General features: G+C 41.5%; 11 protein-coding genes. 9 read left to right on the top strand and 2 right to left on the bottom strand.

Annotated features, from left to right (window positions below):
- Nucleotide 1: 1 nt before the first annotated feature.
- Genes DV942_RS03295 through DV942_RS23630 form a run of 7 tightly spaced genes read left to right on the top strand, consistent with a single transcriptional unit; the run spans nucleotide 2 to nucleotide 7,229 of the window.
- Nucleotides 2–1,462: a TolC family protein gene (locus tag DV942_RS03295; RefSeq protein WP_222431156.1), complete on the top strand. Its 1,461-nt coding sequence runs from the start codon at nucleotides 2–4 to the stop codon at nucleotides 1,460–1,462.
- A 23-nt stretch (nucleotides 1,463–1,485) separates the two neighbouring features.
- Complete coding sequence (locus tag DV942_RS03290; protein WP_450091366.1) at nucleotides 1,486–2,154, top strand: ABC transporter ATP-binding protein; 669 nt, start codon at nucleotides 1,486–1,488, stop codon at nucleotides 2,152–2,154.
- An 8-nt stretch (nucleotides 2,155–2,162) separates the two neighbouring features.
- Nucleotides 2,163–3,392, top strand: coding sequence for an ABC transporter permease (locus DV942_RS03285; protein ID WP_145855265.1), 1,230 nt, complete (start codon nucleotides 2,163–2,165; stop codon nucleotides 3,390–3,392).
- Nucleotides 3,393–3,410: 18 nt separating this feature from the next.
- Nucleotides 3,411–4,592 carry an ABC transporter permease gene (locus DV942_RS03280; protein ID WP_145855262.1) on the top strand — a complete coding sequence of 394 codons (1,182 nt, stop codon included), beginning with the start codon at nucleotides 3,411–3,413 and terminating at the stop codon, nucleotides 4,590–4,592.
- A 16-nt stretch (nucleotides 4,593–4,608) separates the two neighbouring features.
- Nucleotides 4,609–5,982: a sigma-54-dependent transcriptional regulator gene (locus DV942_RS03275; protein ID WP_145855260.1), complete on the top strand. Its 1,374-nt coding sequence runs from the start codon at nucleotides 4,609–4,611 to the stop codon at nucleotides 5,980–5,982.
- Entirely contained in the window at nucleotides 5,966–7,090 is a 1,125-nt protein-coding gene (locus DV942_RS03270; protein ID WP_222431155.1) for a sensor histidine kinase, read from the top strand. Before DV942_RS03275 ends, DV942_RS03270 begins: the two co-directional genes overlap by 17 nt.
- Nucleotides 7,074–7,229, top strand: coding sequence for a hypothetical protein (locus DV942_RS23630; protein WP_222431154.1), 156 nt, complete (start codon nucleotides 7,074–7,076; stop codon nucleotides 7,227–7,229). The genes DV942_RS03270 and DV942_RS23630 overlap by 17 nt, the downstream gene beginning before the upstream one ends.
- Nucleotides 7,230–7,469: 240 nt before the next feature.
- Here DV942_RS23630 and DV942_RS03265 read toward each other — a convergent pair whose 3' ends face one another.
- Nucleotides 7,470–8,057: an arylesterase gene (locus DV942_RS03265; RefSeq protein ID WP_145855258.1), complete on the bottom strand. Its 588-nt coding sequence runs from the start codon at nucleotides 8,055–8,057 to the stop codon at nucleotides 7,470–7,472.
- Nucleotides 8,058–9,038: an SDR family oxidoreductase gene (locus DV942_RS03260; RefSeq protein WP_145855256.1), complete on the bottom strand. Its 981-nt coding sequence runs from the start codon at nucleotides 9,036–9,038 to the stop codon at nucleotides 8,058–8,060.
- A 466-nt stretch (nucleotides 9,039–9,504) separates the two neighbouring features.
- On the opposite strand from DV942_RS03260, the gene DV942_RS03255 reads away from it, so the two are divergent.
- Both DV942_RS03255 and DV942_RS03250 read left to right on the top strand, forming a co-directional pair.
- Nucleotides 9,505–10,878, top strand: a complete 1,374-nt coding sequence (locus DV942_RS03255) for a lipase family protein (RefSeq protein WP_145855254.1) — start codon at nucleotides 9,505–9,507, stop codon at nucleotides 10,876–10,878.
- A 33-nt stretch (nucleotides 10,879–10,911) separates the two neighbouring features.
- Nucleotides 10,912–12,783, top strand: coding sequence for an amidohydrolase (locus tag DV942_RS03250; protein WP_145855251.1), 1,872 nt, complete (start codon nucleotides 10,912–10,914; stop codon nucleotides 12,781–12,783).
- Nucleotides 12,784–13,024: the final 241 nt, after the last annotated feature.

Here is a 13,024-nt window from a genome sequence, read left to right as displayed (position 1 = left end):
GATGATGAAGAAAATTGTACTTATTGGATTAGCTATTTTATTTAGCTCAATACATGCAGTATTCGCGGTTACCGATACGCTTAAGCTTAACCTGCTGCAGGTAGTTGAAATGGCCAGGGCCAATTCTATTGCGGCCAAACAGGCAGCAACGGTTAAAGAGACGAAATACTGGGAGTGGCGTACTTTCAAATCAAATTACCAGCCACAGTTGGCTTTAGAGGGTATTTTACCCGGCTATACCAAAACTTATACCCAGGTACAGCAACCCAACGGAAGCATTCTTTTCCAGCCCGTACATTATGATAATTCCTCACTGACACTAAATTTTAGTCAAAGTATTGCCGCAACTGGCGGCACCATTTATGGAACTACCCAACTGCAGCGGTTTGATGATTTTGACAGAAAAAGTGTGCTTTATAATGGTATTCCTTACGGAGTTGGTTACACACAACCGCTATTACAGTTTAACAGTTTAAAATGGGACAAGAAAATTGAACCTTTAAAATACAGTGAGAGTAAACAGGTTTTTATAGAAACACAGGAGAAAATATCAATTACCGTTACCGAATATTTTTTCGATTTACTGCTGGCGCAGGTTAACCTCGATATTGCTGAATTAAATTATGCGAACACCAAAAGGATCCTGAGTATTGCCAATACTAAATTTGAATTGGGCAAGATTTCAAAAAATGAGATTCTCCAACTTCAGCTGGAGGTACTTAATGCCCAAAAAGCCGTTGGAACGGCTAAGAGAGATGTAGAGGTGGCCACACTGAACCTTCGCAGTTACACGGGCATTGAGGGCGACGACAGGATAAAATTGGATATGCCGCAGGCCGTTGCTCAAATGACTGTGGCTACTGAAAAAGTTTTGGCCGAAGCCTTTGCAAACCGTTCGGATGCGATTGGTTTTGCCCGCCGGTTGGCAGAAGCCAGAAGAGACGTGGCCAAAGCAAAGGGGGAAAATGGCCTTAAGGCTACATTAAGGGCAAATCTGGGTTTCTCCAATGCCGGCTTGAGTGCTTTTGATGTTTACCGGAATCCGAAAAATCAGCAAACCGTTGAACTACAGTTGTCTATTCCGGTTATGGATTGGGGCAGGTCTAAATCAAGAACAAAAACAGCACAAGCAAATGAGCAACTGGTAACTTATGCTGTTGAGCAGGATAAGCAAACTTTTAAACAGCAGATCGTAACGCAGGTAACGCTTTTTAATATGATGAAAGAACAGACCAAGCTTACAGATACGGCTGCAAAAATTGCCGCAGAAAAATATAAGATAGCCAGCGAACGCTATGTTTTAGGCAACCTGAGCATTACCGATTTAAGTATTGCTTTCCAGGAAAATGATGCGGCGAAACGCGATTACGTTTCTTCGCTCCGCGATTTTTGGGGTGCTTATTATCAGCTTCGCTATCTTTCTCTTTACGATTTTGAAAAAAACATTAAAATAACTTATTAATAAATCTTAATTACTAATTATACATGATGATACGCTTAAAAAATATTGAAAAAGTTTACCGGACGGCTACTGTGGAAACCCTAGCAATAAACGGTATTAACCTCGACATTGCAAAGGGAGAATTTCTTTCTATTATGGGGCCATCGGGCTGCGGAAAAAGTACTTTGCTGAACATTATGGGCTTGCTAGATGAGCCATCGAAGGGAGATATCAAAATAGATGACCAGGACATTCGCAGTTTTTCTGATAAAAAACTGGCCCATTTCAGAAATGAGAAGCTTGGATTTATTTTTCAGAGTTACCACCTGATCAATGATCTGCAGGTGTTGGATAATGTAGAACTACCTTTATTGTACCGCGATTCATCTGCTAAGGAAAGAAAGGCCCTGGCTACTGAAGCACTGGAAAAAGTTGGCCTCAGCAACCGTTTAAAACATTTCCCTACGCAGCTTTCGGGCGGGCAACGTCAGCGTGTTGCCATTGCCAGGGCTATTGTTGGCCGCCCTCAGATTATCCTTGCGGATGAGCCAACAGGAAACCTTGATAGCGCGATGGGAAATGAGATCATGAATATCCTCATCAATCTGAACAAAAATGAAGGTACAACAATCGTGATGGTTACACATGACGAAAGCATGGCGCAAAAAACACACAGATTGGTTCGTCTTTTTGATGGTTCACAGGTTCAATAATTTCAGCTATGTTAAAAAATTATTTCAAAATTGCTATAGCTGTTTTAAAAAGAAGGAAATTTTTCACTTTCATCAGCTTATTTGGCATCAGCCTTACACTAACCATCTTAATGGTAGCCACTGCACTTGCAGATAAAATGTTTAATCCGGGATATCCTGATTACAATCAACATCGTTCGCTTTATGTTGAACGTATAGAAATAAAAAATACCAAGGAAGGTTGGGTGAATATGAGCAACCTGTCGTTTTATTTCTTTGAACATTATGTTTCGAGGTTGAAAACGGTTTATAAAATGGCTATTTCATCGGATCAGAGATCGTCTAATGCTTATTTGAACAATAAAAAGCTGGTAATAGGTTACAAATACACCAATGCAGATTACTGGAATGTTTTATCGTACCGGTTTTTGGAAGGTAAACCTTATGGTGAAAGGGAAATTAAAAGTGCAGAACGTGTTGCCGTGATTTCTAAAAAAACAAAAGAAGCTTATTTCGGTGATCAAAAATCGGTAATTGGCCAATACATTTCTGCAGATAACATTAACTACCGGGTAATTGGAGTGGTTGATAATGTTTCAGGTGCTGTACGCAATTTTGCCGGCGATATGTATCTGCCTTATACGCTTGCAAAAGATATTAAAGATACAAGATTAATGGGGTCATATAATGCCGTGCTTTTAGGCCGTACAGAAACTGATGTGCCCAGGATGAAAAAGGAGTTTACCCAAATGGTTGATAAACTGCCAATCCCGCCAGATTTTAATAAGATTTATTGCAATGCAGATGGATTTAAAACCAGTGTTGCCCGTAGAATAGCAGGAGATTCGACCAGTAACGGGATCACAAAAGTAATCACCGTAGGCGGAATTTTTGTACTCCTGTTTTTATTGCTGCCAACCATGAATTTAGTGAATATCAATATTACCCGGATCATGGAGCGCTCATCAGAAATTGGCGTACGCAAGGCTTTTGGAGCTTCATCAAAAACACTGGTTTACCAGTTTATTGTAGAGAACCTGATTCTCACTTTTATTGGAGGCATTATAGGGGTCTTTTTATCCCTGCTGGTCATTTACCTCATCAACGAATCAGATTACATATCAAGCTTTAATCTCACCATGAATTTAACGGTATTATTTTTTAGTATGATTACCTGTTTTTGCTTTGGATTGATCTCAGGCGTATACCCGGCATGGAGAATGTCGAAATTAAATATTGTTAAAGCATTAAAGGCTTAATGCCTCAAAATAAAATATATGTATAAACATCTGTTTAAATTAATATGGAACAAAAGGAGACAAAACTTCCTTTTTCTGTCTGAAATTCTGATTTCCTTTCTAGTTGTGTTTGCTGTTTTTTCTTATTTAACTTATTACTATAAGAATTACATCAAGCCACTTGGCTTTGATTATAATAGGGTTTGGTCAGTTAGCTATAATGGTGACCGGTTATCGAAAAATGCTGATTCGCTTGGTATTTTTTATACCAATCTGAACAAAGCACTGCAAGCAATGCCTGAAATTGAAGCGGTAAGTTTTTCTAGCTCAAATTATCCCTATTCATCCAGTTTTATAAGTACCGGATTAACGCAAGGAGGAAAGAAATTCAATAACATTAGCGATTTTAATGTGGGAAATGATTATCAAAAAGTTTGGAGTGTTAAACTCGTTGACGGGAGATGGTTTACTCCGGAAGACCTGATCAGCAAAAATAAAGGAATTGTTATTAACGAAACCTTTAGCAGAGAGCTGTTCGGAACCGCAAAGGCTGCTGGAAAGCTGATTGGCGATTTTGATGATAAAAATAAATTCAAAATCATAGGTGTTGTTAACGATTTTAAGGCAAATGGTGATTTCTTGCCTGCAAACAATGTTATGTTTAGTCAGTTGGATACAACAAATTTGAAGTGGGCGAGTACCCTTTTAATAAAGGTACGGGAAACTGCCGGTGCCAGTTTTGAAAGCAAGCTATATAAGTTTATGGCCACAACGATGCGCAGTGCAGTCGAAATTCAGCATGTTGATGAAATGCGCAATGCCAAAAACAAGGAAACCATTATCCCGATGTTATTGTTCATCATCGTTGCGGGTTTCCTGATTATTAATGTTGCCCTTGGTCTTTTCGGCGTGTTATGGTATAACATTAATAAACGCAAAGGCGAAATTGGCCTGAGGCGGGCAATTGGTGCAAGCGGCGTTTCCGTGTCAACTCAAATGGTACTCGAATCGTTAATCTTAGCTACAATATCTGTTCTGATCGGCTGTTTCTTTGCTGTTCAGTTTCCGCTGTTAAACGTGTTTGATATTGCATCTGGCGTTTACATTATTGCCATTTTACTCTCTGTTTTATTTATTTATACATTGGTTATCGCATGCTCCTTATATCCGGGCAGGCAAGCTGCTGCAATTCATCCGGCCGTTGCACTGCATGAAGACTAAATGGTTAACTTCGTATATGATTTTAGTAGTTGATGATGATATTGCCGTTAGAACTTCCATTTCACTTCTCTTAAAAGGGGCGGGCTACGAGGTTATTCCTGTTGATAACGCTGTGCAGGCTTTTGAGGTGGTAAAAACCCAAAAGCCTGCACTTGTGGTACTGGATTTAAATTTTTCTATTGATACCTCGGGAGAAGAAGGCATGAGTTTGCTGAAAAAAATCAGAACTGTTGATGCTGGTGTTCCGATTATCTTAATTACCGGCTGGGCAAGTATAGAACTTGCTGTGCAGGGGATGAAATTCGGCGCAAACGATTTTATTAATAAACCATGGAATAACGAACACCTGCTGCAGTCGGTAGCTACCTTATTAGAAATTAATGGTAAAAAACCGCGCTCCCGAAGCAGAAAGGAACTGGATAAGAAATATAATTTTAAACAGATCATAGGTGAAGACCCAATCTTGCTGAATATTCTGGAAACCATTGGTCGCGTAGCTTCAACCAATGCATCAATATTGATTACAGGCGAAAGCGGAACGGGTAAGGAGCTGATAGCAGAGGCCATTCACGAAAACAGCAACCGCTCGGGCAAGCCTTTTGTAAAAGTTAACCTGGGCGGAATTTCATCTTCGTTATTTGAGAGCGAAATGTTTGGCCATGTTCGCGGAGCTTTTACTGATGCCCGTTTCGATAGGACGGGCAGGTTTGAAATGGCGAATAAAGGAACCATTTTCCTGGATGAGATAGGCGATCTGGAAGCAGCAGGTCAGGTGAAGTTATTAAGGGTTTTACAAGACCGTACGTATGAAGTTTTAGGCAGCAGCCGAACTAAAACAGTTGATGCCAGGGTAGTTTGTGCAACAAACAAAAATTTAAACGAAAGGGTAGCGTCAGGCTTGTTCAGGGAGGATTTGTTGTACCGTATTAACCTGATCACTATTCATCTACCTGCGTTAAGGGAAAGACCATCTGATATTCCTTTACTGGTTAACTTCTTTATCAATAATCTGAAAGAAATTTACGGTAGGGAAGCGTTATCAATAGCACCCGGTGTCTTACGCTGGTTACAGCAACTGCCTTTGCCCGGTAACATCCGCCAGCTTAAAAACCTGGTTGAGCGAACGGTACTGATTAGCAGTACAAATGAATTAACGATTGATGATTTTCAATCACAGTTAAATTTGTCACCATTAAAAAGCGATAAAGTCAGATTGCCCGGAGTAGGTACCATGACTTTAGATCAGATGGAGGCAGAAATGGTTAAGCAGGCCATGAATTTCCATAAAAACAGAATTACAAAAGCCGCGGCATCATTGGGGATTACCAGGAATGCCCTTTATCGCCGTTTGGAAAAATATCAAATTCCATTTCATGAAACTGAAGACTAAGTATATTCTGTTTATCGTTATTCTTCACCTCATCTGCCTGGTGATGAGCTATTTCATTTTTGAGAAAAACAAACTCGTATTTATGCTGGCAGAGGCATTTGTACTGGTTTCTGTTGTTATATCAATCAGCCTTTATAAGCAGCTAGTCAGTCCGCTTACCTATTTAAAACAAGGCATTGCAGCCATAAAGGACCGGGATTTTAATGTTAAATTTTTATTGACCGGAAAAAAAGAGGTAGATGAGCTTGTGGATGTCTATAACCGCATGATTGACGAATTGAGAACTGAGCGAACAAAGCAGGAAGAACAGCATTTTTTTCTCGAAAAGCTCATTCAGACTTCCCCAACGGGAATTATTATTCTTGACTATGATGGGCAGTTAAAGCAGATTAATCCAAAAGCGTTGGAAATTACAAAAGCGAATCCTGATATGCTCGAAAATCAGATCCAAGGTATGAAAACCGGAACATCAAAAATGCTCCGTACAGATGGATTGCATACCTACAAAATTCAAAAGTCGAGATTTATGGACAGGGGTTTTGAGCGGATTTTTATCATGATGGAGGAAGTAACGGCAGAAATTTTTGCAGCCGAAAAAAGTGTTTACAGTAAGGTGATCAGGATGATGGCGCATGAGGTGAACAATACAGTTGGTCCCGTAAATTCAATTATTAATACGGCATTGGCGCAAGATAATTTATGGTTGGAAGAGGAAGAGCAGCTATTAAAAAATGCCATGAAAATTGCTGTTGAGCGTAATCAGAATTTAAATGTATTTATGCGGAATTTTGCCGATCTGGTTAAACTTCCGGCAGCGAACAGAAAGAAAACAGATCTGGTAGAACTCCTCAAATCGGTATCAGCATTAATGTATTTCGCTGCAAACGAAAAAGAAATCAGGTTTGAACTGGACTTACCAACCTCATCATATTTTATTGTCGCCGATGTTGAACAAATGGAACAGGCCCTGATAAACATTCTTAAAAATTCAATTCAAGCGATAGAAAATAACGGCGTTATCCAAATAGAACTAAATTCTGCTAAACACCAGCTCAATATTTACGACAATGGGATAGGTATTTCTGAGGAAAATGCAGCAACTTTTTAGTCCATTTTTCAGTACGAAAAAAGATGGACAAGGGATTGGGCTAACCCTGGTTAGAGAAATACTGCTCAACCACGGTTTCGATTTTTCTTTGAAAACGGTCAGGCCGATTACCGTATTTACCATTCAACTGGTTGGATAATTATATCCAAAAATAATTAAATTCCCCCCGAATAGGTTTTGCTGATTCCTAAATGAAAAATAGCCAGGCTACATAAGTATGTAGAAAGATAAATAAAGTTATTGCAGCCATTAACAAATCGCGTGCTTTGAGCAGGCCTATATAAACCTTAACTGGTCCTGGCGTCTCGCTAAGACGGAAATATAACATCCATCTGTCCGAAGTCTTGTATGTTGGAAGCGATCATGAGGTGACTACGGTTTACAATAAGTCAGTGAGGCTGCCACGCTCCTGAATAATTCTGTACAATTCCGGCCAGATATTTTCCGCCGCGATCTCGTATCCTTCTTTAAGCGGGTGAACACCATCGTACATATTCAATGCCCGTATGCCTGCTACATTTTTTAAAAATGACGGTACCAGCGAAAGGCCGTTTTTTTCAGCCAGTGCCGGAAATAAACTAGCATAATCACTTTGATGCCAGCTGGTTGCCCAGCCTGGTAATTCGATGCCCAACAAGAGTATGGATGCCGACGGACAGCTAGTTTTAACTTTGTTGATGATGAGCTGCAGGTTGGATCGGATCAGCACAGAACTAATGCCGCGCAGAAAGTCATTGGCGCCAAGTTCAAGTACAAAAATCGCTGGGTTTTCATTCAGGACCTGGCCAAGTCTGGATAGGGCAGAAGCCGTAGTATCACCGCTTAGGCCTGCGTTAATTACAGTGTATTTTAGTCCGAGCTCTTTTAGTTTTGCATTGATGAGGGCTGGGATGGATTCAGAGAAAGGGTCTTTAAGACCGTATCCTGCCACCAGGCTATCGCCAAAAAAAACAATTTTGTTCTCCATTTACCATTTCCTTTTGATGAGTAATGCACCGAGTAATAGCCCAGCCCCCAGAGCCACATACTTACGGTGCGCTTTTGGTTTTCCGGGGATTCCCCATCCCCCATGTACCGAATTACCATAGGCTACCGGACTGAAAATATTACCATTTGTTGGGGCAATGGTTTTGGCATGTTTAAGGTAGGTACGGATTACGCTTCCGGCTATGGCAGTGGTCAGGCTTGGGAACAGGTTACGGGATAAGCGCATCAAAATGGAGAAACTGCCCACCATTTTTTCAGATCTGGGATTGAGCGAAAGTTTGAATACCTCATTGGCCAGGCGGTTAGGTTCATAAACTACCGGGCCGGGTTTGAGCACTTTGCCGGTATAATTGGCCGCATGCTGTATGCCGGGCGTATCAAGAAAGCCGGGAAAGGCATCACAGACATGGATATTTGGATATTCCCTCAGTTCAGATTTTAATGATGCGGAAAAGCCGCGAAGCCCGAACTTAGCTGCAGAATAACCCGCACCAAAAGGTACAGGCAGGAACCCGCCGATGGAGATATTGTTGATCAGGATTCCGAATCCCTGTTTTTTAAAATAGGGCATAACAGCGTGGGCACCATGCATATAACCTAAAAGATTGGTTTTGATTACCTGCTCACTGACCTCCATGGGTGTCTGGTCGAAACTGCCAATAGCAAGTACACCTGCATTATTAATCCATACATCAATACCTGTACCGATCTTTACTGCTGTTGCCGCCAGGTTGAGCACCTGGTGATAATCAGCGGTATCGCAGGCGACGCATTCTGTCGCACTACCAGCATTTTCACATTCAACAGCGAGGTCTTTTAACGCATCGATATTCCTCGCAGCAATCACCACCCGATCGCCATTTGCCGCAAAAGCCAGGGCGATGGCCCGCCCTGCACCGCTGGATGCGCCGGTAACAACTACGGTTCTGATGTTTGCTTTTATGTTTTGATCCTGTTCCATATCTACCAAAACCGCCTTTAAAAGGTGAATGTTTGCGTAGACCTCATTTTGTTGCGAAGTTTTTTGATATTATCCTTCTCGCGGGTAATACTTAAGTTAGTTGGAAATGGTTGGTTTGAATGTACTTCTTTCGTTTTTCTGCATATATATTCCATAGCTTATAACTTGCTGATACCTGGCTAAGTAAATAATTCCGGTTTGACAAGATTTTAAATGGTTAAGATGAATAGTATATTGATTGTAGTTTTAAAATTACATACTTACATTTAAGTATTTTTAATTTATGTATGATTAATCATTTTTAAATACTCCTTAAAATTATAGATTTACTTATTCGCAAAAGCTTTTCATCATATTTAGTGCTGATCCAGATCGCAGATAGATGTCCTTTATGCCAGTTGCAAAAGCTTTAGTTTGTGTAGTGAGTGGTAATATTTACATTTTCAATTTATAAATTCTCAAATTCATGGAAAATCCATCTCTTGATGCTTATCAACAGGTCTTTGGACTTGCGTGCATCGCTAACCGGGCCGGGGGCTACCACGGTACCGGTACCGATTTACAGCTGCAATTGCAGTATGAATTATCTTTTTACTTAAATGGTGTTCCGCCTGTTGAGGTAATGGGGCAAACCAAACCTTCTGTAGCCGATAAATCGGTGACTTCGACACTTGGCGACTGGAAATTGGTATGGGGACCCGCACTCATTGAGGAGACGGATCAAAATGGAAAACCTACTGGTGTTGCTGATAATGCCTTATTTGTTGCGCATTGCGATGCGGTTGCTTACCCAGGTGGCCCGACTTTGCCAACTTACGTAGTAGCCATAGCAGCAACTAATCCGGCTTCGCTTTACGACTGGGAAACCGAGGATTTTTCGGTAGATCAAGTGGTAAACTGGAAAAATTACAATCCGGCACAGTTTTCGCCATCGGCTTATAATGGAACTGATCCCTATATCTCCAATGGAACTGCAACAGGTATTAAAATAGTGCTCGGACTCATTAGTCCCTCCAATGCAGCATCTCCTGATACCACACTTGAGGCCTTTATTGCGAGTTTGAATCCCGACCGGAAAAGCGCAATCGTATTTTGTGGACATAGTCTGGCAGGTGCACTTTCACCAACGCTTGCCCTTTATTTGAAGGAGCAGAACAAGCTAAATGCATTTGATATTTCATTGGTTTACCCTACAGCCGGACCTACACCCGGAGAGAGCGCATTTGCCAGTTTGTTCAATAGTACATTTCCTCCGCTTCCTCAGGGATGGGTTGCACAGACGGGTGATTACCAGAGCTGGAATACAATGCACTGGAATACATTAGATGTTGTGCCACACGCCTGGCAGGAAGCAGACTTGCAGCAGATTGCCGAAATCTATGGTCAGTCAACCAATTTTCTGACAAAAGAAACGCTTAACACACTTCAACGACTGCTGATTAAAAGGGCCGCAACATCAGGAGCAACCTATACCAGAATACAGAACCAATCTCTGCCCGGAACGCTTCAACATTCAGATCGATCCACAGCAAAGATCAGTACCCCGCCCAAGACTATGAAAGATTATATTAGTCAGCTCATCCTCCAGCACGTTAATCTTTATTCGGGTATACCGGCATACCAGGACAGTCCAGCTGTAAAAGGCCTCATTCTGCCACAGCCTTTGCCACAGCCGGTGTATAAACACGATAAAAAGCTGGTTCCTGGTGTCAAAGCTGTCACAGAGTTAGAAATGATTATTAGGATTATGGAGCAGATTCTGGCCTGGATAGCATCTTATGCTGCTTCAGTGGATGGGGCACGGGTTAAAGAGGAACAAAAAAATGGTAATAAAAAATAAAAATCAGAAAACGGATTAAATAGCTCCTTACTAATGAACACAGATCATCACCATACAAATGCTTGCACCTGCGGTTGCAAAAACCCAATAGTTGAAATTTTAAAACATAAGCTTTTCAGCAAGGAACATATTGAAAAGCTAACTGCTCATCTTCCCAAAAGTAAGCCTGTTGCAGCCTCACCTAAAGCGATTCTCTATTCGGGAGGAACGATCAGGCCTATGATAAATGGGCAGGCAGACATTGTCGAATCGATCGGTATTGCTCAAGGCAATGTTGTTGCATGTGGTACCTATACGAAAGTAAAGGAGGCCATGGATGCCAAATACAAAGATAATTATCAGCATATTGTACTGGATAAGGCCCATACCCTGATCCCCGGAATGTTTGAACCCCATGTTCATACCGTCTTTTCAGGTATGATGGCTTCATGGGTGGATGTAGGTCCTTTTGAAGGCCAGGATCTGAAGAAAGTTTACACTAAGGAGTGGATATCAGCGACATTGTCTTCCGCTCTTGAGACTTCATCAGACACCGTGTTACTGGCTACCGGACTCGATCCTGCACTTATTCAGCCGCAAAGCGGAAAAAACTTTTCGCAGATTGATAATGTGTTTCTTGACAACGTGAGCAAAGATAAACCGATCATTATCATGAGTGCATCAGGGCATACCATCTATGCCAATTCAGCAGCCCTACGTCAAATTTACAATAAGCAGCAAGGGGAGCCTGCAATGCATGATTATAACAGCGCTGATGATTACATTGCCAAAACGCATGGATTACTGGAAGAGGAGGCCATGATGATGCCAGCGGTAAATACCTTTGAGGAAGCAATTGCGTCAAAATCGCTTAACATCATCGCCAATATGGATGCATTCTTCCGGCAGGCTAACTCGAGAGGGGTAACCTCGATGTACGATGCACTAATCAACCAGATGTATATGCCCTATCTTGAAAAATATCTCGGGGCACGACAGTTATCGGTGCGTTTGGGTGGTGCCCTGTACTGCGAAACATTGGATGCAGCAAAGGCTTTGATACCATACAGGCAGCCGAGTCATTATCTGGATATGTATTATGGCCATGTTAAAATTGTATCTGATGGTTCTAATCAGGGATTGACCGGATACCAGTCTGAACCATATGCTGTGATACTTGAAAAAGATCACCCATGTGGTATATTCAACTTTTCAGATACAGAAACCTATCAGACGCTGGTTGACAAGGTGATATTGGAAAAAGGCTGGCCCATTATGATTCATGCTAATGGAAATCAAGCCATAACGGATACCATTGCAGCCTTCCGAAAGGCATTGGCGAAATATAAGGGACCTGAACTGCGAAACCGGATTGAGCATTGTTCCCTGCTCGAGCAAAATAGTATAGATGAAATGGAAAAATGGAAGATTTCGCCCAGCTTTTTGATTGGACACGTGGGTTACTGGGGTTATGTATTTGAGAAAGTAATATTCGAAGGACAACATTTGCCGGAAAATAATGCACCTAAGGTATTTTCTCTTGACCGTTGTGCATCTGCGGCCAAAAAGCTGCGCATCTCCCTCCATAGCGACCATACCGTTACCCCACTTGGACCTTTAAGGATGATGGAACAATCCATTACCCGGGTAATGGAGGCGAACGAAAATAAATGGCCGTTAAATGTGCTAAATACCGAAGAACAACTGTCCAATGAACAGGCGCTTAAAGCGGTAACCTATGATGCCGCATGGCAATGTTATGCCGATAGCTGGGCGGGAAGCCTGGAGGAAGGAAAATTTGCAGATTTTGTAATCCTGGAAAAGGATCCGGTTACAATGTCGCGTAAAGATTGTAGCATGAACATGCGAAATATCAAAGTGCTTGAAACCTGGCTTGGCGGGGTAAAGGTGTATACCCACAGCTAAGCTTTATTGCTTTGATGATTAAGCAGGCTGTTTTCAGTCTTTGGTTATAAAAAGCAATCTGAGCAGCGTATTTGTTGTTCTAATCCTGGATGAGGCTGTATCATCAACATCAAATTCATCCTGATCTTGTTGAATTTTTGGACAGGTAGTCAGATAACCTCTCCAATATTATGTTGGGCTTACACGGCTCAACACGGGAATCAGGTGTGAAATTACAGTTGGTGATATGGCTTTTTGAACA

The organism is Pedobacter suwonensis (genome assembly GCF_007833675.1).
Taxonomy (GTDB): Bacteria; Bacteroidota; Bacteroidia; order Sphingobacteriales; family Sphingobacteriaceae; genus Pedobacter; species Pedobacter suwonensis.
The sequence above is the reverse complement of the archived record's forward strand: the minus strand, read 5'-3'. Positions and strand labels throughout refer to the sequence as shown.